This window comes from Nonomuraea sp. bgisy101, from assembly GCF_057708945.1.
Map to the genome: position 1 here is coordinate 296660 of NZ_JBYITD010000003.1, position 18547 is coordinate 315206.

Genomic DNA, 18547 nt, shown 5'->3' on the forward strand with positions numbered 1-18547 from the left:
GCTCGCCTGGCCTGACCGGTGGAGCTCACCGCAGCCTGGTCACCGAGCCGGGCGTCAGCCGGTGGGCGAGCTTCTCCAGGAGCGCGATCACCTCGCCGACCTCGTCGGGGTCCGTGGTGCCGAGCGCCGTGGCGAGCGGGCCGTCGATCGGCGTCGACCGTACCTCCGCCACCCTGGCGGACGGCTCAGGCGCGGGCTTGATCACCTGGCGCCGCCGGTCGGCGGGATCCGGCGCCGTCACGATGGAGCCCGCCTCCTTCAGCCTGGCGACGGCCGCCGACACCGCGCTCTGCGGCAGCCCGGTACGCGCCGCGACCTCGCCGACCGTGGTCTCGGGGTGCGCGCGCAGGTCGCTGACCACGATCAGCACCGTGCGCACGCTCGTGGTCTGGGGGCCGATCCCCTCGGTCGGCATGGTCTCCTCGCCGATCTTCATCAGCGTGCGCCCCAGCAGGAACAGCTCTACTCCGTCCATGAACCCATATTACATCAGACTTGATGCATCAGATTTGATGCTTTATGGTGAAGTGCATGACGAACCACACGATGCGGGTGCCCGGCGCGGAGATCTACTACGAGGTCAGAGGTGAAGGGCCGGTGCTGCTGCTCTCGCAGAGCGGCGAGGGTGACGCCGACCGGGGCAAGGACCTGGTCGACCGGCTGGTGGCCGACTTCACCGTCGTCACCTACGACCGCAGGGGGCTCTCGCGCAGCACGCTCGACGACCCCGCGGTCACCATGGCCGTCCACGCCGACGACGTCCACCGGCTCCTCGCGGAGGTGACCGACGCGCCCGCCGCCATGCTCGGCTGCAGCTTCGGCGCCGCGCTCGGGCTCCACGTGGCCGCCCGGCATCCGGAGCAGCTTCACACGCTCATCGCCCACGAACCCGTCGCGCCGTGGCTGCTGCCCGGCAACGCGAGGGAACGCCACGTGCGGGAGCTGGCCGAGGTGCAGGAGGTCTTCGAGCGCGAGGGGCTCGCGCCCGCGATCAAGCTGGTGGCCGAGGTCCTCGGCATCGACCCCCACAGCGACGACAGGGAGCCGGACCTCACCGCCTTCCCCATGACGCCGCAGCGGGTGGCCAACTTCGGGTTCTTCCTGCGCCACGACCTCACCGCGATCAGGCACGACGTGCTCGACCCCGACGCCGTGCGGCGGTCGCCGACACGGATCGTGGCGGCGGCCGGCCGTACGACGCCTCGGGGGGTGTTCGACTACCTGTGCGCCGTGGAGCTGGCCGCCCTGACCGGCGCCGAGCCGCAGGAGCTGCCCGGCGGCCACAACGGCAACCTGACCCATCCGCGGGCGTACGCGGACGGGATCAGGCGGCTACTCGGCTGAGGTCAGGGCCCCGCCTCCGGGTCGGCGAAGCGCTCGTTCGGCACCTGGGCGTACCACCCGGGCCTGCCGGGATCGCGATCGTACGGGTATCCGCCCAGCTCCCTGTAGAGCTCGGCGTAGCGGTCCAACCGCTCCCTGTCCAGGCGCACCCCGAGACCTGGCCCGTCAGGTACGGCGATGCGCCCGTCCCTGTAGGCCAGCTTCCCTCCCGTGATGACGTCGTCGACGAGATGGTGGTAGTGGGCGTCGGCCGCGTAGGTGAGGTTGGGCAGCACCGCGCCCAGGTGCAGCATGGTCGCCAGCTGGACGCCCAGCTCGCCCGAGGAGTGCACGGCCACGCCGAGCTGGAACGTCTCGCACACCGCCGCCGCCTTCACGCACGGCCTGATGCCGCCCCAGAAGGTGGTGTCGAGCAGCACCACGTCGGCGCCCCTCCGCAGCACGTTGGCGGCCAGCTGCTCGAAGTTCACCACGACGGTGTTCGTCGCGAGGGGCACGTTGACCCGCTCGCGGATCAGCCGCAGCCCTTCCAGCCCGAGGACCGGGTCCTCCAGGTAGTCGTTGTCGAGGTCCTCGATCGCCCTGCCGAAGCGCAGCCCCTCGGCCATGGACAGCACCGCGTTCGGGTCGTAGCGCAGCCGGTCGCCGGGGAAGGCGGCGGCCAGCGCCCTGTAGCACTCCAGCTCGTAGTCGGGGGGAAACACCCCGCCCTTGAGCTTGTGGACGGTGAAGCCGTGTGCCCGTTTCAGCGCCCTGGCGTGCTCGACGAGCTGGTCGGGCGTGCGCACCTCGGGCGCCTCTTCGCCCTGGTAGCGGAAGAAGAGGTAGGAGGCGAACGGGACCGACTCCCTGATCTTCCCGCCGAGCAGGTCGTGGACGGGCACGCCGAGGTGCTGCCCGATCAGGTCGAGGCAGGCGAACTCCAGCGCGGCCAGCAACTGGGTGCGGTTGTTGTACAGCGACGCCGTCGGGTTGGCGATCTTGAAGCGGAGCGCTTCGAGCTGGAAGGGGTCGTGGCCCGCCAGGTAGTCGAGCAGCCCGCGGAACGCGGCGGCGGCGCCCTCTCCCCCACCGCCCATCTCACCGAGTCCGACCAGTCCGTTGTCCGCCTCGACCTCGACGATGGTCCTGACGAACCTGCCCCAGTGGGCGCCGTTGCTGTGCCGCAACGGCGCTTCCAGCGGGACGGCCACCGTGGTGGCCCTGATGTCGACGATCTTCACAGAACCCCCCGAACGGCGGCCACCCCGCAGGCGGGCAGCCGTACCTTGACCTGTTCGTCGTGGACGTCCAGCGGCGTCCCCCCGACCGCGGCGGACCGCAGCCCGCGCAGGCCGACCGTGACCTCCACCTCGGTCGCGGCCAGCGACTGGAGTCGTACGACGACCTCCTCGCCCGCGCGCCCGAGTGAAGTGATGTGGACCTCGGGATGGTCCACGGACGCGAACACGCCCTCCTTGCCGGGCTCGGCGGACCCCGTCGCGAGAATGCCGAGGAAGGGGTCGGTGAGCCCCGCGGCCGCCAGCGGGCCGAGCACCCTGCTCCCCATGGTCGAGGAGGAGGTGACCGCGTAGCGGAAGGTCGTCTCCCCCTGCTGCTGGGTGGGGAAGTTGGTGTCCCAGATGTTGTTGAGCGCCCAGGAGTAGATCGTCCCCGGTTCCTCGTCGAGCGTGGCGGGGAAGGGTGCGTAGGGCATGTGGATGGTGCCGAGCTGCACCAGCGGCGCCTCGAGCGTCGCCCACGCCACCGACAGCTCGGGGTCGTCGAAGGCGATCCAGTGCCTGATCGGCAGCATGTAGGCGGCCGAGCCTGGGACGCTGGGGCCGCCGCCGACGCCGCCGGTGAGCTCCCACGCCGTAGGCGGCCCCTGGGCGGCGAACGGAAAGGCGAGGAAGACCGCCTCCTTGGCGGGAGTGCCCTGCTTGGCCAGCCGGTAGGTCAGGTCGACCCGCGGCACCCCGTCGTAGAGCTCGATCGTCGTGCGCACCCAGTCGACGCCCTTGGCCTGCAGCTCCACGACCAGCTTCTCGCCGATCGCGGTGCGTTCGGCCTTGACGACCGCGGCGTGGCGGCCGATCGCCCGGTCGCCGAGCAGGGTCCTGTCGTGCGCGCCGACGTGCCCCGACATGTGGTTGAAGTGCGGCGCCGTGGCGTAGCGGTCGTAGACGTACTGCCCGAACCCCGCGGCGGCGTCGGCGTTGACCAGGTCCCTGCCCGCCGCCTTGTCGAAGATCGAGCGGATGTAGCCCTCCTTGACGTCGTAGGCGACCCGGTAGAACTCGTTCTCGATCGTCTCCTCGATGCCCCTGGTCGTGACGGCCTCGCCGGGCCTGATCGACACGAACGCGTAGCCGTACCCGGGCAGGTCGCGGACGACGGCGCTGACGTGGCGGCCGATCGGGCGCGTGGGCCAGTCGACGGGGTGCACGACCTCCTCGTGGTGGGGGATCCGCTCGCCCGTCCGCTCGTCGACCAGCGAGATCGGCTCGTCCAGCGGCACCACGTCACGCGGGAGGAAGGCCCGCACCACGTCCGTGCGCCGCTGCGTGCCGGGGTTGACGACGACGAAGCCCGTGCCGCCGAAGCGCCGGCCGAACCTGCGCATGCCCGCCTGCAGCAGGTCGGCCGAGTCGTCCTGCGCGTCGTAGGCGCCCGCCGACTTGCGCGTCCACTGCAGCCCGCCCGAGTCGCCCCCGTCCTCGGCGTCCTCCCACGGGTTGGCCGCGCCCCAGGTGTGCTCGTTGAACAGCGCCACCTTGTCGTAGGCCAGGTCGATCTGCTCGGTCGCGTCCGCGCCCGCCAGCGTGTGCAGCGTCTCGGCGGCGCGCAGCGCGCTCTGCGCCCTGCGCACGTAGCCGAGCGGGCGGGCGCCCGAGCCGAGCCCGTCGGCCCACCAGTCGGTCCAGTCCCCCTCGTGGACGGCCAGGCGGTCGTGGTAGCGCTCCTCGACGTGTGCGAAGAAGTCGCTGTTGATCGCCGAGCGCAGGTGTGGATAGGCCCATGTGGCGTTCCACTCGCGCACGATCGAGGCGGGCACGATCGAGGGCCCCGCGTTGTCCGCGTGCGCCCCCTGCACCCGCAGGTGCAGCGCGTCCAGCGCGTACGGCTCCCGCTGCGCGTCGGGCCCCTGCCAGCCGAACGTGCCGGGGCCGTACGGGTAGCCCCTGCCCGCCAGCGCGCACAGGTAGCGCGGTAGCAGGTCGTCGGCCAGCTCGAAGGAGTCGGCGAGGCCGACCGTGTTGCCCTCCATGTAGGCCATGCCGTGCGGGGTGTCGGTGAACCAGACCAGCAGTTCGTTCCCGCTGGGTGCCCTCCACCTGAACGGCCTGGTCAGCTTGTCGCCGCCGTGCAGGTACGGCACCGACCTGCCCGCCCAGTTGTGCGCCGCCGCGAGGTAGCGCACCCCCACCGAGTTCAGCGCGTCGACCAGCCCGACGACCGCGCCGGGCACGTCGGTGTGCATCGCCGAACGGGCGGGCAGCTCCTCGGTGAAGCGCAGCTGCCGGTAGAGCTCCTCGGTCGAGCACGCCTCGGTGTGCAGCTGGAACGGCAGCGCGGTCACCTCGATCAGCCCCTCGCGCACCCGCTCCTTGAACGCCTCCACCAGGTCGCGAGGCCGCAGCTCGAGCCACCGCAACGCGGGCATCGACGACTCCACGGTCCACCGGAACTTCGCGTCGTCGGGCCAGTCCGCGCTCTCCTCGGTCAGCCGCAGCGCCGCGTCCAGATAGTCGAGGTGGTGGCGCAGCACGGTGCCCTGCGGATCGGTGTAGCCGATGTCGAGATGCGAGTGGTGGACGACGAAGACGTCCCAGTGACGCTGTGGCGTGACGGTGATCACCGCCTCGCCGATCAATCCTTCACCGTCGCGCAGTTCCAGCGTGAAGTCCTGCGGCTGTGACACCTCGGGCACCAGGAGCGTCACATCGGCGCCCTCGGCCCTGTCCACGCCGACCAGGACGTGTTCGAGATGGGCGGGCACCAAGCCGGTCACCGACACCCTGACCGCCTGACGGCCGTCGTGGGTGATCAAGGGCAGCACCGAGACCCTGGCCTCCAGGCCCCTGACGGAGATCACCGGGGTCGAGGTGTCCTCGCGCAGCGCCTGCCGTATGCCGTCGTAGTCGGGGGAACCAAGGCTCGGCTGCAGCAGCCGACTCGTCATGACAGACCTCCTAGGGCGAGTCCACGGGCGAACATCCGCTGGGTGGCCACGAACAGCACCACCGTGGGCAGCGACACGACCAGCCCCGCCGCCAGGCCGACGGGCACGGGGGTGCCCGCGTAGACGTCGGTCAGCAGCCCGGCCAGCGCGGTCATCACCGGCCGCACCTCGGCGGTCTGCGACAGCGTCAGCCCGAAGAGCAGGTCGTTCCAGATGAAGGTGAAGTTGAGGATGAAGACGGCGGCCAGCGCGCTGAGGGCCAGCGGCAGGTAGACGCGGAAGAAGATGCGCAGGGTGGAGGCGCCGTCCATCCTGGCCGCCTCGAAGATCGAGAAGGCCACGCCGGTGAAGAAGTTGCGCAGCACGAACGCCGACAGCGGCACGCTGATCGTCGTGTACACGAGGATCATCCCCAGCCGCGTGTCGTACAGCCCGGCGTCGCTGTAGCCGACGAAGAGCGGCACGAGCAGCATCTGGGAGGGGAAGACCGTGCCACCGAAGATGACCATGAACCAGAGGAAGCCGTGGCGCAGCCGCAGCACCACGATCGTGTACCCGGCCATCGCGCCGATCAGCACGCCGATCGCCGGAGAGACGACACTGTAGAGGGCGGTGCTGGCCAGGCTCTGCGACAGGTCGGCCCTGTCCCACGCATGGAAGAAGTTCTCGATCAGCGCGAAGTCGGGCGAGGGTACCCACGCCTGCGAGGGGTCGTAGGTGTCGGCCGGGCGCGCGGCGTTGACGAGCAGCAGGTAGGTGGGGCCGAGCCAGATCAGCCCCAGCACGACGAGGACGAACCGCCTGATCATGCGCGCCTCCGCAGATACAGGTAGGACGCGAGACCCGTGATCACCGTCAGCACGACGGCGACGGCTGAGCCGTACCCGTATTCGCTGGCCACGAACGTGTCGCGGTACATGGTGACCGCCAGCGTCTCCGAGTTGCGCCCTGGACCGCCCTGCGTCATCACCCACACGATGTCGAAGCTCTTCAGGCTCGCCACCAGCGCCAGGCCCACGACGACGGCCGTGAGCGGCGCCAACAGCGGCCAGATGACGTGCCGGAACAGCCGCCACCCCGACGCCCCGTCGAGTCGCGCGGCCTCGATCGGCTCCTTGGGTATCGACTGCAGCCCGACGGCGAACAGCAGCGTGTTGACGCCGAGCTGCTGCCACGTCCAGACCAGCAGCATGGCGATCGTGTTCTGCGGCGCGTCCTGCAGGAAGGCGGTGTCCACCCCGAGCAGGTTGTTGGCGATGCCGTCATGGGACAGGATCGGGCTCCACACCAGGCCGAGCCCCGCCCCGCTCAGCGCGTAGGGCAGCATGAACGGCACGCGGAACCACGCGCCGCCCCTGATGTCGTACGACAGCACCGCCACCAGCAGGCCGAGGCCGACAGGGAGCACCATCGTCCCCGCCACCCAGATCAGCGTGTTGCGGATCGCGGTGAGCAGCGCGGGGTCGTCGAGCAGCTTGACGAAGTTCGCGAAACCCACCCACTCCGGCGGAGCCAGGCCGTCGTAGCGGGTGAGGCTGAGATAGGCCGTCCAGACGAAGGGCGCGTACAGCAGGGCCGCCACCAGCAGGACCGCGGGGGAGACGTATCCCGCGCGGAACCTGCCGAGCAGCGGCGCCGTTCTTCCTCTCACTGGTGCGTGCTCCAGTACTCGTCGGCCTTCTTCTGGATGTCCTCCAGCACCTGCCGATAGGTCTCGGGCTTGGCGACGAACAGCCCGAAGCCGTCGAGTGCGGCGGTCAGGATCGGCGGCGGCGTCGCCTCGAAGTAGCGGTTGACCAGGCGGTACTTCCCGCCGCCCGCGTCCTTGGTGACCTGCCCGAGCACCTCGCTCTTGATGGTCACCTTGGGGTTGGCGCTGACGTCGCCGCGGGCGCTCGCCCACTTCTCCTGCGCCTGGGTGCCCGTCCACCACTTGAGGTACTTCATGCTCGCCTCGGGGTCGGGGGCCTTGGCCAGCGCGCAGAGCGGACCGCTCTCGAAGATCATCGAGGTCTTGGGCAGTGAGGGGTTGACGTTGGGGATGACGAAGAACCCGGCGTCCAGGTTGCGCTGGGTCATGCTCGTGTTGAACCAGGTGCCGAACGACACCATGGCGACCTTCTCGTTCTTCAGCGCGTCGGCGGGATCGGTCTTGTCACCCGGGTGGCTGAAGTACCCCGCGTCGATGAGCGACTTCCACTTCTCCATCACCTGGACCACTCCAGGGTCGGTGTACTTCGCCTTCCCCGTCGACAGCCGGTCGTAGAGGTCGGGGTCGGTCCCTGCCAGGAGCTGCTCGAACCAGACGAAGGAGAACAGGACCGAGGTGTGGTAGAAGGCCTTGATGTTGGCCTTCTTGAGGGTTTCGGCCACCGTGACGAGCTCGTCCCAGGTGGTGGGCGGCTTCAGGCCGTGCTCGTCGAAGATCTTCTTGTTGTAGAACATCCCCCAGTAGGCGACGTTCAGCGGCACGCAGTACTGCTTGCCGTCGACGGTGTAGTAGGTGGCGACGTCCTGGGACAGGTCCCCGTTCTTGATCGCCTCCTGCCAGATGGCGCTGGTGTCGGCCACCTGCTTCTGGCCCACGATCTCCTTCAGCAGCCCCCCGGTCTGCCAGGTGAACAGGTCGGGCTTGACGTTGGTGCGGAACGAGGCCTTGATGAACGCCTGGTAGGTCGGTTCGTCGGTGTAGCCGACCGGCTTCATGTTCAGGCCGATCTGCTGCTTGGACAGGGCGCCCATCTCGGTGAAGTACGAGCTCCACGCGCCCTTGTCGTTGTAGAGGGTCAGCTCCGTCTTGGCCTGGCGGGCGGGAGTGCTCCCGCACGCGGCCAGAAGGAGGAAGGCGGTCATCAGGATGGGGGTTCGCCGGATCATGGCCGGCCTCCTGTTCTACACGAGCCTGTGCTGGATCACCGTTTTCACGTCAATCAGGTGGGCGCGCATGAGCTCCTCCGCCGACCCGGCGTCGCCTGCCTCGATGGCCTCGAGGATCGCCAGGTGCTCGTCGTAGTCACGGCGCCGGTCGTCGAAGAGCCGCAGGATCTCCCGCTGCTCCGAGGCGTGCACGCGCAGCAGCGAGTCGACGACCTCGCCGAGCACGCTGTTGCCCGCCAGCCTGGCCGCCACCCTGTGGAAGGTCATGTTCGCCTCGTGCAGCTCGGCGTCGTCGCCGCGCAGGTGCATGGCCGCCTGGCCGAGCACCTCACGCAGTTCCTGCGCGCCTGGCCGCCCCGCCGCCATCCCTGCCAGCGGCGGTTCGATGAGGATGCGCGCGTCGAGCAGGTCGAGCAGCTGCCCGCCCGGCATCGTGCGCATGTTGGGGTTGGGAAGCACGACTCGCTCGATGTCCGCGCCGACATAGAGGCCTGAGCCGTGCCGCATCTCGATCGCGCCCGTCGCCTCCAGGCGGCGGAGCGCTTCGCGCAACGTGGGCGTGGTCACGGCGAACCGCTGCGCCAGCTCACGCGTGGTGGGGAGCCGGTCGCCCGGCTGCAGCCCGCTCTCAGTGATCAGGCCGAGCACCTGCTCGGTGAGTACGCCGGAGAGGGAAGGCCGGACAACCATCATCTAATGATTAGATCACTTATCTGCTGTATTTTCACGTCATGAAGAGAATCGCCTGGGTGGCCGGCGTCTTAGCGCTCCTCTCCCTGGCCGGCGTCGGGGGCGCGGGCTGGTACTACTCCGGCATGGTCATCGACCCCTCCCACGGCGATTCGTATCCGCTGGAGGTGGTCTCCTACGACGGCTCCCAGGTGACCCTCCGAGGGGGCGGCGACACCGACGCGACCGGCACCTTCGGGCTGACCTGGGCCTCGGGCAACGCGCTGCTCGGCGACGTGGTCGCGCGCGGACCCGGCACCGTCACCCGCAAGGTCGACGCCGTACGGCGGGGCACGCTCGAGCCCGGCGTCCGCGCCTACCTGGACAGGTGGATGTGGGGCCACGAGGATCCGCGGTCGGCGGTCGGCGTGCCGTACAGGGCGGTTCGGATCCGGTCCGAACTGGGCGACTTCCCCGCGTGGCGGACCGAAGGGGACGGCAGCACCTGGGTGATCGCCGTCCACGGGCGCAACGCGAACCCCGCCGAGGCGCTGCGCGTGCTCCCGGTCTTCCACAGGCTGGGGATGCCGGTGCTGAGCATCACCTACCGCAACGACGAGGGGGCGCCGGCCGGCCCGGACGGCAGGTTCCACCTGGGCGCGACGGAGTGGAAGGAGGTGGCGGCCGCGATCGCGTACGCGCGCGCCTCGGGCGCGACCGGGGTCTACCTGTACGGGTGGTCGATGGGAGGGGCGATCGTGCCGATGGCGGCGCGGATGCTTCCCGACGAGCCGATCAAGGGGCTGATCCTCGACAGTCCCGTCCTGGATTGGCGGGCGCCGATCGAGCTGGGGGCCAGGCAGAAGGGGGTGCCGGCGTGGCTGGCCTCGGTGGGGATGTTCGTGGTCGAACGGCGGACCGGGCTGTCGTTCGCCGAGCTGGACCACGTGGCGCATGCCAAGGAATTCACGGCGCCCGTGCTGATGTTCGTCGACGCCGGTGATCAGACGGTGCCGGTGGGCCCCGCGGTGGAGTTCGCCCGGCTTCGCCCCGACATCACCCGACTTTTCAGGACATCGGGTGCGGGGCACACAGGCTCCTGGAACGCCTCCCCCACCGCCTACGAGAAGGCCTTGACCGACTTCGTCACCAGGCTCCCCTAGCCTCCCGTTCCTTCTTTCAGGGCTTGGGGGCGGGGCCGAGGAAGGTGAGCATCTGGTCGATCTGGGCCTTGCGCGACCGCTCGACCTGCCTGGCCCATTCCTTCACCTTCGGGTTCATCCCGTTGTAGACCTCGACCCTGGCCATCTGGATCGCGTCATCCTGGTGCGCGATCAACAGGTTCACCAGGTCGTTCTCGTTCTTGACCGCCGCGATCCGCTCCCTGTCGGTCTCCGGCAGCCCGCCGTGCCCCGCGTGGGCGTCCGAGGGGGCGGTCAGCGGCTGGTCCCAGTCGGTCAGCCACTTGGTCATCGTGTTGACCTCGGCCGTCTGCGTGTGCTCGATCGCCGCCGCGAGCGTCTTCATCTCGGCGGTGGTGGCCCTGCTGCCGGCTAACCGTACGATCTCGATGCCCTGCTTGTGGTGCGGGATCATCATCTGCAGGAACATCACGTCGTCGGCGTTGACCTGCTCCCGCGGCTGCTCGCCGCAGCCCGCCCCGAGGAGCAGGGCCGCGGCGAGGGCTGCGATCAGACGCGCTTCCACAGCGCCGGGACGTTGGGCGGCTCCCAGCCGGCGATGGCCGTGTGGGGCTGCAGGCACTCGTAGGACAGACCGGCGTAGGTCACACGGTCACCTCCCTTGTAGGCCTTGCCAGCCTGCCAGGTCCCCGCGGGCACTGTCGAGGTCGAGGTCGGCGTCGGCGTCGGCGTCGGCGTCGGCGTCGGGGTGGGGGTGGGGGTGGGCGTCGGGGTCGGCGTGGGAGTGGGCGTCGGCGTGCCGCCGCCTCCGCCGAAGTCGACGTCCGAGCAGGTGTAGAAGGCCTCGTTGCTGCCGACGACGCGCTGCCAGATCGAGTAGAGGATGTGCCGCCCCGAACGCTGCGGCAGGTTGATCGTCCAGTTGGTGAACGTCGTGGGGTTCTGGTTGTTGAACGTCTTGATGTGCACGAGGTCCGACCACTTCAGGGGCATGGTCGGGTTCCACCCGTCACGGGTGATGTAGAACTCGAAGTTGCTGTTGGCGTGCGGTGCCGTGGCGTGGTAGGTGAGCGTGAAGCTGCCCGGCCGAACCGAGGTGGCGGGCCAGTCGGCGCGCTGCAGGTCGAGCCCCCTGTACTTGTCGCGGCCCGCGCTGCACAGCTTCCCGTCGGGGATGATCTCGCGGTGCCGGCCTCCCGCTTCGAGGAGGGAGACCTCGTTCCAGTCGTAGAACGCCTGGGTCCCGGCGGCGGCGACGGCGGCCTTGCAGGCGGCCGACTTGGGCGACTCCGGGCCTTCGTTCTTACAGACGTAGACGCGGCTCGGCGGGTTGGACATCGTGCCGTGGGCGTTGGCGGCGCCGGCGGGGAGGAGGACGAGAGCGGCTGTTCCTGCGGCTAAGGCGGCGGTTCTCTTGTTCACGGGAGCTCCCGGGGGTGTTAACTAACAGGAAACCTTCCTAAGGATTAACTGTGCGACGGCCCCCGCGCAAGGGCCCCTGTCAGCGACATTTCAGATGAAGGAGAGGGCCTGGCCGGCGTTGTACCGCACGATGTCCGCCATCAGACCGTAGAGAGCACCTGAGGCCCCCACGATCCTCGTGAGGGCCTCAGGAAGGGAGGTCACCGCAGGGCGTAGGCGCGGATCATCTCCTGCGAGAGCGTGTTGCCCGCCTCGTCGGCGGCCTTGACGCGCAGCGACACGAAACCCGACGACGGCTGGTCCAGCCTGGCCCCTGCAGCCCCTGACAGCCGCGGGTGCCCGCCCTCTGAGCAGCGCGGCAGGCGTTCTACCGTGAGACTCATGAGCTACGTCGACTCGATCGCACGGCGGCGGGTGCCACCGGCCGCCGTCGACGTGGCGCTGGCCCTGCTCGTCGTCGCCGGGGGACTCGCCGTCCCCGGCGACGGCCCGGACACCGCCGGCCTGCGCGAGCCCGACCTCTGGCGGATCCTGCTCGTCCTGCTGTCCGGCATGCCGCTCGCGGTGCACCGCCGGTGGCCCCTGCCTGTCCTGCTGGTCGTCTCCATCGCCGTCGGCGCGTTGCAGGCGTGGCACTACCTGCCACCGCCTGCCGGCCCCCAGGGAACCTACATCGGCGTGCCGTACCTGGCCATGGCCGTCGCCGTCTTCCTCACCGCCGTACGAACGCCGCGCCGACCCGCCCACATCACGGCTCTGGTCGTGATCCCTTCCGTGGCCGTCGCCGAGGCGCTCATGGTGCCGGGTCACCGCATGGCCGCCGCCGTCACGATGACCATCCTGCTCGTCGCGGCCTGGGCCCTCGGCAGGCTCTCCAGAGCGCGCAAGGCCATGGCGCGCGAGGCGCTCGATCGAGCGGCCGCCCTGGAACGGGAACAGGCGGCCAACGCCCGCGCGGCCGTCACGCGGGAACGCACGCGCATCGCGCGCGAACTTCACGACATCGTCGCCCACAACGTCAGCCTCATGGTCGTCCAGACCATTGCCGCCGACCGGGTCCAGGACCGCGACGGGGCCAAGGCACACGAGCTGCACCGGACGATCGAACAGACCGGCCGGGCAGCCGTCACCGAGCTGCGACGCCTGCTGGATCTCCTGCGGACCGACGACCAGGAGGAGGAGGACCCGACGCGGGAGCCGCCCCAGCCCACCCTGCGGGAGATCCCACGCCTGGTGGAGACCGTACGAGCGGCCGGACTGGACGTCGAGTTCTCCGTGACCGGCGACGCCGCGACCCTGCCCGAAGGCACGGAACTCGCCGCCTACCGCGTCGTCCAGGAAGCCTTCACCAACACGCTCAAGCACGCCGGGCACACGCGCGCCAGGCTCAGCATCACCTGGGAGCCGGACCTGCAGCTGACGGTGAAGATCTGCGACGACGGACGGCAACCTGGGCACGACCCGCCCAGCGGGCCGCCGGCCGCCGCGGGAACCGGCCACGGCCTGATCGGCATGCGGGAGCGCATCGCGGCCGTGGGCGGCACACTCCACGCCGGTGAGCGGCCGGGCGGCGGGTACTGCGTCCACGCCACCATCCCCGTGTCCGGCCCGCACGACCGAAGGAAGCGAGCCACATGACGGCGATCCGCGTGCTGCTGGTCGACGACCAGCCCATGATCCGCACCGGCTTCCGGCTCATCCTCGAAGCCGAGCCCGACATCACCGTCGTCGGAGAGGCAGGCGACGGCCAGAGCGGCGTCGACGACACCCGGGCACTGCAACCCGACGTCGTGCTGATGGACGTGCGCATGCCCCGCATGGACGGCGTCGAAGCGACACGGCGCATCGTCGAATCAGGCTCGGCGAGCCGCGTCATCATCCTGACCACCTTCGACCTCGACGAACACGTCCACGACGCCCTGCGGGCCGGCGCCAGCGGCTTCCTCGTCAAGGACGGGCCTGCCGACTCCCTGGTGGCGGCCATCCGTACGGTGGCCGAGGGCGACGCGGTGATCTCGCCACGAGTCACGCGCAGACTCCTCGAGCGCTTCGCGCGCCTCGCCGAGCAGCCCCCCGCCCCGGTGCCCCGCGGCCTCGACGCCCTGACAGCGCGGGAACTGGACGTCCTGCGCGCGCTGACCCGCGGCCTGTCCAACGTGGAGATCGCACAGGAACTGCACGTGAGCGAGGCGACCGTCAAAACGCACGTCGCGAACATCCTCGGCAAGTACCAGCTCAGGGACAGGGTGCAGGCCGTCATCCTCGCCTACGACACCGGGCTCGCCAGGCCCGCCGCCGGCCGCTGACCTGCCGCCGGTCGCGGACCCACCGACCTCAAGCCGCCGCCGGGCTCGCCAGGCCCGCCGCCGGGCGCTGACCTGCCCGACGCGGCAGGCCCTTCGCGAACGCGGCGACGCCCGCAGGTCCGCGAAGCCGCCGCTCATCGCGAAAACCGGCGCGGACGACCTGCATGTCCATGCTGAGCAGCGCCTTCAGCGCCTTGCCCCCGGCGATGTGCTCCTTCTCGGTGTCCGCCATGGAGTTGATGGACACCGTGACCTGGCGGCTGCCGTCGGCGAGCGTGAAAGCGTGCGTCGTGAAGCCGGGAGTGCCGCCGGTGTGGCCGTAGGCCGTCCCGAACAAGGGGTTCTCGAGCCGGGCGATGCCCAGCCCGTAAGGCTCGCCGACCCCGAGTGTTCTGGCTTCCTTCATCTCCCGCATCAGGCGCCCCGGCAGGAGATACTCGCCGATGAGCGCCTTGAAGAAGGTGTTCAGGTCATGCGTGGTCGAGATCATCGCGCCTGCCGTCCAGGCCCACGACATGCCGGACTCGGTGACGTCGACGTACGGGGAATCGGGGCCGTGAAGGCGCATGTAGGCATGGGCGTGCGGGCCCGGGATGCCGGTCGAGGTCACAGGGAAGGACGTCCGTCGCAACCGGAGCGGCTTCACGATGCGCTCCATGATCTCTCTCCTGGCGGTGTTCCCCGTGCTCTTCTCGATCAGCATGCCGAGCACCACATAGTTGGTGTTCGAGTAGCCGCCGGCGGTACCGGGAGCGAAGGCGGGCTCGTGCCGGTTGGCCTCGGCGACCAGCTCCCGCGGCGTGTAGCGCTTGAACCGCGTGTCGTACATCCCCTGCAAGCCTCCGGGCCAGAGGCTGTCGGTGTAGTTGAACAGTCCGCTGCGATGGCTCAGCAGGTGCCGCACGGTGATCTTCTCCCCGTTGGGAACAAGGCCAGGAAGGTGCCGCTCGACCGGATCGTCGAGATTCAGCCTGCCCTCCGCGACGAGCTGGAGCACCGTGGTGGCCACGAACGTCTTGGTCACGCTTCCCACCCGGAACATGCCATCGGCCCGCGGTGGCTCGTCGCGGCCCAGCCGGCCCTTGCCGCTCCGCCCGGTCCAGACGCCGTCGGCGTCCCGGACCTCCGCGATGACCCCCGGCGCGCCCGACGCCACGATGTCATCCAGCACCTTCTGGAACTGGGCGCCGTTCCGGACGTGATCCTCGCGGAACGCGGGATGGCGCGCCTCGACAGAGGCGGCGGCGGGACCGGCGGGAGCGGCCGAGGCGGCCGAGGGCGCGGCCGCCGAAACGAACAGGGCCGCTGCCGTGAGTACGCCGGCGAGCGTGGACAGGCACATGGTTCTTCCTTCGAGCCGAAGTGGTGGTGGTGTCCTCTTCAGCCTGGTCGCCGAAACCCCGTTCCTCCTCGACCACGCGGACCACTTCCGGCCTCGGCCGAACCGGCGAGAACCTCGCGGCCTCCCCCGAAAGACGGACAACCCGAACGGATGAGAAACCTCGCCCCAGGCACCTGGTCGACCACCGCAGCACGCCGTGACCCGACCTGGTGTACCGCAAGCAGCCCTGGCGCTGTCGCCATGGATCGGATCTTCAGGACGTGAGCCGATCGCCCATGGACGCCAAGGTCGCCTACAACCTCTGCTCCAGCCGATGCTGTATCCGACCAAGTCCCTGGTTTTCGAAGAAGGTCAGGGCCTTGGTGTTGAAATCCCACACGTCCGTGAGCAGGCTGGTGCAGCCGGCTTCCAGAGCCGCCGCGCGAACCGACTCGACCAGGGCCGAACCTACGCCCGTGCGAGCCGCCTGTGGATCTACGGCGATGTGGTTGACGTAGACGAACCTTTGCGGATGCATGAGGGCATCGGCAGAGCGGTTCTGGATGGTCGCCGTGATGTACCCGACTGGGCCGGTCTCCGATGACTCCGCGATGTAAGCCATGGCCCCTTCCCGCGCCAGGAACGCGGCAAAGTGCGGTGCCAGCACGCTGGCGGCGTGGGCCAGAAGGAAGATGTCCGGTCTTGCGTCGACATGGAGATCATGCACGAAGCGATTCAACTGCGCCAAGATCACGACGTCGTCGGGGGTAGCCCGCCGTATCCGGACCGAAGGTGTCGTCATGGAGGGACATGGTGTCCCATGACCAACCCGAAAGGCCAAGGAGTTTCAGCCCGACCGGGACCCGTAGTCACTCACTTGGACACGCAGAACGCCGCGCGTATACCGGCCCACTGCGCCGAGATATAGAACGGTTTCGTTTCGTAGCGCTACGGAAGCGTTCTATAGTGCCGTCATGCGTCCTCCCCGATCGACTCTCGACGGCCCCCAGTTCGCGGGCTGGACATCGGACGCGGCGGTGCGGCCGCGCTATCGGGTCCGCACCGAGCCCGACGTGAAGATCCCCCTGACCGACGGCACGGTCCTGGTGGGGGACCTGCACCGTCCTGTCACCGACCAGCCGCAACCGGCCCTGCTGGGCTGGAGTCCGTACAACAAGGACCTCATGCCCACCGGGGTCCCCGCACCGTTCAACGAGCCGGGCGACGTCACCCACCTGGCCAGGTGCGGATACCCGGTCGCGGTGGTCAACGCCCGCGGGACGGGGCGCTCCGGGGGCACGCTGCCGCCGGAGATGTTCGGGCCGACCGAGATGGACGATCTGCGGGCGACCATCGCGTGGCTCGCGTCCCGCCCGTGGTGTGACGGCCGCGTCGCGATGACGGGGATGTCGTACTTCGCCATCAGCCAGCTGATGGCCGCGGGACACCGGATCCCGCATCTGGCGGCGATCGCCCCCTTCGGGGCCGCGACCGACCTCTACCGGATGCTGGCCTACCACAACGGCACCCAGACCTCCGGGTTCCTCGGCCGCTACATCGCGATCAACGGCGCGGCACAGCGGGCGCGGCTACACCCGGTGCTGCGGCACGCGCTCGGACATCTCGTCGGCACCCGTCCCGCCCAGGCCGCGATCCGGGCGGCGATGGCACGGGCGCTCCCCCAGCTGACGCGACGGCTCCCTGTACCAGGACCATGGCTGCGCCGGTGGTCCGCCTATGCGCTGGACGCACCCCTGGACGGCCCCCTCTACCGGGATTCCTCGGCCTGGCCCCGGCTGCCCGACATCGACGTTCCCGTGCTGATCGGGTCCGAGTGGAGCATGGTCGGCCTGCACCTGCCCGGCGCGTTCGACGCCTGGCACGCGGTGACGGCCCCGAAGAAGATGTTCATCGGGCCACGCTGGACCCGCTGGCCGTTCCTCCGCTACCAGAAGGAGATCGTCGCCTTCTACGATCACGTCCTGCGGGGCGCCGACAACGGCTACGCGGCGCTGCCCGCCGTCCGGTACTGGCTGCACGGCGCCGAGCGCTGGGAGAGCGCCGAGGACTGGCCGGTGCCCGACGCCCGCCCATGGCGGCTCCACCTGACCGGCGACCCGCAGGCCGGGCTGGCCTCCGAAGCCGGCGAGCAGACGATCGAACGCAGCTGGGCGGCCGTCCCACCGGGTATGGAGTACCCGGGCGCCTTCAAGGACGGTCACGTGGCCCGGTACCGCACCGCGCCGCTGCCGGTCGACACCCATCTCGTCGGGCCCGCCCATCTCACGCTGCGGATGACGAGCACGGCCATGGACACCCACGTACAGGTCAGGCTGAGCGATGTCGCACCGGACGGCCGGCCCACCGTCATCAGCGTCGGATGGCTGGCGGCCTCCCACCGCACCGAGGACGAGGATCGCACCACCTCCAGCGAGATCGTGCACGACCACACCCGACCGGTGCCGCTGGTACCCGGCGAACCCGCCGTCCTCCGGCTGAGCCTCGCGCCGTTCGCCCAACTGGTCCGGGCCGGGCACCGGCTGCTGCTGGAGATCGGCAGCGACCCGCGAAGACTCGCCCCACCCGCGTCCGACTACGTCTACTTCGGCATGGCGGGCCCGCCGTATGCCGCCCGCAACACCGTCCTCCACGGCAGCAGCCTGGAACTCAGCGTTCGTGGGGAGACGCCGCGATGACCGAACCCGACCCCCGCATCGCCCACACGCGCGACCGCGTCCTCCGCGCCGCCCTCGGCCTGCTGGCCGAACGCGGCGCCGGCGGCCTCACCATCGAAGCCGTGGCCCAGCGGTCGGGCGTGGCCAAGAGCACCATCTACCGACACTGGCCCGGCCTCCCCCCACTGATCCTGGACGCCTTCAAATCAGTCGACCCGGTCTTCCCGAGCCGTCCGGTCACTGGGAGCGTCCGCGAGGAGACCAGGCTCTTCCTCACCGCGCTGGGCGACACCATCACCCACGCCCCCTGGGCGACGCTCATGGCCACGCTCGTCGACGCCGCCGAACGCGACGCCGACCTGCGCACCCTGCTCGCCGACTTCATCGAGCAGCGGCGGGCACCGCTACGCGCGATCATCTCCGACGCCACAGAACGCGGACAGCTCCCGAAGGACACCGACCCCGGCTTCCTCGCCGGCCTCCTCGGCGGCGCCCTGTTCTACCGTCGCCTCGTCAGCCACGAACCGATCGACGACGCCTTCATCGATCAGCTTCTCGACCAGTGCCTCCCGGACTAGCCCCCGCGCCAGGACAATGTCGGCGATCTTCGCGGACGAGGTTCAGTC

18 protein-coding genes are annotated in these 18547 nt (G+C 69.8%); 6 read left to right on the plus strand and 12 right to left on the minus strand.

Annotated elements, in window-relative coordinates:
* Positions 1 to 25 precede the first annotated feature (25 nt).
* Positions 26 to 475, minus strand: a complete 450-nt coding sequence (locus tag AC3EO4_RS07630; protein ID WP_379574783.1) for a MarR family winged helix-turn-helix transcriptional regulator — start codon at positions 473 to 475, stop codon at positions 26 to 28.
* 56 nt (positions 476 to 531) lie between these two features.
* On the opposite strand from AC3EO4_RS07630, the gene AC3EO4_RS07635 reads away from it, so the two are divergent.
* Positions 532 to 1344, plus strand: coding sequence for an alpha/beta fold hydrolase (locus AC3EO4_RS07635; RefSeq protein ID WP_431894495.1), 813 nt, complete (start codon positions 532 to 534; stop codon positions 1342 to 1344).
* Positions 1345 to 1346: 2 nt separating this feature from the next.
* Here AC3EO4_RS07635 and AC3EO4_RS07640 read toward each other — a convergent pair whose 3' ends face one another.
* From AC3EO4_RS07640 to AC3EO4_RS07665, 6 genes are read right to left on the minus strand one after another with little or no spacing between them, the layout of a single operon-like run.
* Positions 1347 to 2567 carry an enolase C-terminal domain-like protein gene (locus tag AC3EO4_RS07640; protein ID WP_379574786.1) on the minus strand — a complete coding sequence of 407 codons (1221 nt, stop codon included), beginning with the start codon at positions 2565 to 2567 and terminating at the stop codon, positions 1347 to 1349.
* Positions 2564 to 5509 carry a glycoside hydrolase family 38 N-terminal domain-containing protein gene (locus tag AC3EO4_RS07645; protein WP_431894497.1) on the minus strand — a complete coding sequence of 982 codons (2946 nt, stop codon included), beginning with the start codon at positions 5507 to 5509 and terminating at the stop codon, positions 2564 to 2566. The genes AC3EO4_RS07640 and AC3EO4_RS07645 overlap by 4 nt, the downstream gene beginning before the upstream one ends.
* Complete coding sequence (locus AC3EO4_RS07650; protein ID WP_379574789.1) at positions 5506 to 6318, minus strand: carbohydrate ABC transporter permease; 813 nt, start codon at positions 6316 to 6318, stop codon at positions 5506 to 5508. Before AC3EO4_RS07650 ends, AC3EO4_RS07645 begins: the two co-directional genes overlap by 4 nt.
* Positions 6315 to 7160: a carbohydrate ABC transporter permease gene (locus tag AC3EO4_RS07655; RefSeq protein WP_379574790.1), complete on the minus strand. Its 846-nt coding sequence runs from the start codon at positions 7158 to 7160 to the stop codon at positions 6315 to 6317. Before AC3EO4_RS07655 ends, AC3EO4_RS07650 begins: the two co-directional genes overlap by 4 nt.
* The gene (locus AC3EO4_RS07660) at positions 7157 to 8386 is read right to left on the minus strand and encodes an ABC transporter substrate-binding protein (RefSeq protein ID WP_379574791.1); all 1230 of its coding nucleotides are present in this window, start codon (positions 8384 to 8386) and stop codon (positions 7157 to 7159) included. The genes AC3EO4_RS07655 and AC3EO4_RS07660 overlap by 4 nt, the downstream gene beginning before the upstream one ends.
* 15 nt (positions 8387 to 8401) lie before the next feature.
* On the minus strand, positions 8402 to 9079 hold the full coding sequence (locus AC3EO4_RS07665; RefSeq protein WP_379574792.1) for a FadR/GntR family transcriptional regulator: 678 nt from the start codon (positions 9077 to 9079) through the stop codon (positions 8402 to 8404).
* A gap of 38 nt (positions 9080 to 9117) precedes the next feature.
* Here AC3EO4_RS07665 and AC3EO4_RS07670 point away from each other — a divergent pair, with 38 nt between their 5' ends.
* Positions 9118 to 10218 carry an alpha/beta hydrolase gene (locus tag AC3EO4_RS07670; protein ID WP_431894500.1) on the plus strand — a complete coding sequence of 367 codons (1101 nt, stop codon included), beginning with the start codon at positions 9118 to 9120 and terminating at the stop codon, positions 10216 to 10218.
* 16 nt (positions 10219 to 10234) lie between these two features.
* On the opposite strand, the gene AC3EO4_RS07675 is transcribed toward AC3EO4_RS07670, so the two are convergent.
* The 3 genes from AC3EO4_RS07675 to AC3EO4_RS07685 form a co-directional block, all read right to left on the minus strand.
* Entirely contained in the window at positions 10235 to 10762 is a 528-nt protein-coding gene (locus tag AC3EO4_RS07675; RefSeq protein WP_379574794.1) for a DUF305 domain-containing protein, read from the minus strand.
* Complete coding sequence (locus AC3EO4_RS07680) at positions 10747 to 11619, minus strand: lytic polysaccharide monooxygenase (RefSeq protein WP_431894502.1); 873 nt, start codon at positions 11617 to 11619, stop codon at positions 10747 to 10749. Before AC3EO4_RS07680 ends, AC3EO4_RS07675 begins: the two co-directional genes overlap by 16 nt.
* A gap of 200 nt (positions 11620 to 11819) precedes the next feature.
* Positions 11820 to 12002 carry a hypothetical protein gene (locus AC3EO4_RS07685; protein WP_431894504.1) on the minus strand — a complete coding sequence of 61 codons (183 nt, stop codon included), beginning with the start codon at positions 12000 to 12002 and terminating at the stop codon, positions 11820 to 11822.
* Between AC3EO4_RS07685 and AC3EO4_RS07690 the strand changes: the two genes are divergently transcribed.
* Positions 12001 to 13257 carry a sensor histidine kinase gene (locus tag AC3EO4_RS07690; RefSeq protein WP_431894506.1) on the plus strand — a complete coding sequence of 419 codons (1257 nt, stop codon included), beginning with the start codon at positions 12001 to 12003 and terminating at the stop codon, positions 13255 to 13257. The genes AC3EO4_RS07685 and AC3EO4_RS07690 overlap by 2 nt on opposite strands.
* Positions 13254 to 13925 (plus strand): response regulator, encoded by a 672-nt coding sequence (locus AC3EO4_RS07695; protein WP_431894508.1) that lies wholly within the window; start codon positions 13254 to 13256, stop codon positions 13923 to 13925. The genes AC3EO4_RS07690 and AC3EO4_RS07695 overlap by 4 nt, the downstream gene beginning before the upstream one ends.
* 28 nt (positions 13926 to 13953) lie before the next feature.
* Here the strand turns inward: AC3EO4_RS07695 and AC3EO4_RS07700 are convergent, their stop codons facing one another.
* Both AC3EO4_RS07700 and AC3EO4_RS07705 read right to left on the minus strand, forming a co-directional pair.
* Positions 13954 to 15267 carry a serine hydrolase domain-containing protein gene (locus tag AC3EO4_RS07700; RefSeq protein ID WP_431894509.1) on the minus strand — a complete coding sequence of 438 codons (1314 nt, stop codon included), beginning with the start codon at positions 15265 to 15267 and terminating at the stop codon, positions 13954 to 13956.
* A 292-nt stretch (positions 15268 to 15559) separates the two neighbouring features.
* Positions 15560 to 16048 carry a GNAT family N-acetyltransferase gene (locus tag AC3EO4_RS07705; RefSeq protein ID WP_431894511.1) on the minus strand — a complete coding sequence of 163 codons (489 nt, stop codon included), beginning with the start codon at positions 16046 to 16048 and terminating at the stop codon, positions 15560 to 15562.
* 172 nt (positions 16049 to 16220) lie between these two features.
* Here AC3EO4_RS07705 and AC3EO4_RS07710 point away from each other — a divergent pair, with 172 nt between their 5' ends.
* The gene (locus tag AC3EO4_RS07710) at positions 16221 to 17942 is read left to right on the plus strand and encodes a CocE/NonD family hydrolase (protein ID WP_431894513.1); all 1722 of its coding nucleotides are present in this window, start codon (positions 16221 to 16223) and stop codon (positions 17940 to 17942) included.
* Positions 17939 to 18499, plus strand: a complete 561-nt coding sequence (locus tag AC3EO4_RS07715; protein ID WP_431894515.1) for a TetR/AcrR family transcriptional regulator — start codon at positions 17939 to 17941, stop codon at positions 18497 to 18499. Before AC3EO4_RS07710 ends, AC3EO4_RS07715 begins: the two co-directional genes overlap by 4 nt.
* Positions 18500 to 18547 lie beyond the last annotated feature (48 nt).

Coding starts and splice junctions, on each gene's coding strand:
- AC3EO4_RS07630 (WP_379574783.1), bottom strand. CDS start 475: ATGGACGGAGTAGAGCTGTTCCTGCTGGGGCGCACGCTGATGAAGATC.
- AC3EO4_RS07635 (WP_431894495.1), top strand. CDS start 532: ATGACGAACCACACGATGCGGGTGCCCGGCGCGGAGATCTACTACGAG.
- AC3EO4_RS07645 (WP_431894497.1), bottom strand. CDS start 5,509: ATGACGAGTCGGCTGCTGCAGCCGAGCCTTGGTTCCCCCGACTACGAC.
- AC3EO4_RS07650 (WP_379574789.1), bottom strand. CDS start 6,318: ATGATCAGGCGGTTCGTCCTCGTCGTGCTGGGGCTGATCTGGCTCGGC.
- AC3EO4_RS07660 (WP_379574791.1), bottom strand. CDS start 8,386: ATGATCCGGCGAACCCCCATCCTGATGACCGCCTTCCTCCTTCTGGCC.
- AC3EO4_RS07665 (WP_379574792.1), bottom strand. CDS start 9,079: ATGATGGTTGTCCGGCCTTCCCTCTCCGGCGTACTCACCGAGCAGGTG.
- AC3EO4_RS07670 (WP_431894500.1), top strand. CDS start 9,118: ATGAAGAGAATCGCCTGGGTGGCCGGCGTCTTAGCGCTCCTCTCCCTG.
- AC3EO4_RS07690 (WP_431894506.1), top strand. CDS start 12,001: ATGAGCTACGTCGACTCGATCGCACGGCGGCGGGTGCCACCGGCCGCC.
- AC3EO4_RS07685 (WP_431894504.1), bottom strand. CDS start 12,002: ATGAGTCTCACGGTAGAACGCCTGCCGCGCTGCTCAGAGGGCGGGCAC.
- AC3EO4_RS07695 (WP_431894508.1), top strand. CDS start 13,254: ATGACGGCGATCCGCGTGCTGCTGGTCGACGACCAGCCCATGATCCGC.
- AC3EO4_RS07700 (WP_431894509.1), bottom strand. CDS start 15,267: ATGTGCCTGTCCACGCTCGCCGGCGTACTCACGGCAGCGGCCCTGTTC.
- AC3EO4_RS07705 (WP_431894511.1), bottom strand. CDS start 16,048: ATGACGACACCTTCGGTCCGGATACGGCGGGCTACCCCCGACGACGTC.
- AC3EO4_RS07710 (WP_431894513.1), top strand. CDS start 16,221: ATGCGTCCTCCCCGATCGACTCTCGACGGCCCCCAGTTCGCGGGCTGG.
- AC3EO4_RS07715 (WP_431894515.1), top strand. CDS start 17,939: ATGACCGAACCCGACCCCCGCATCGCCCACACGCGCGACCGCGTCCTC.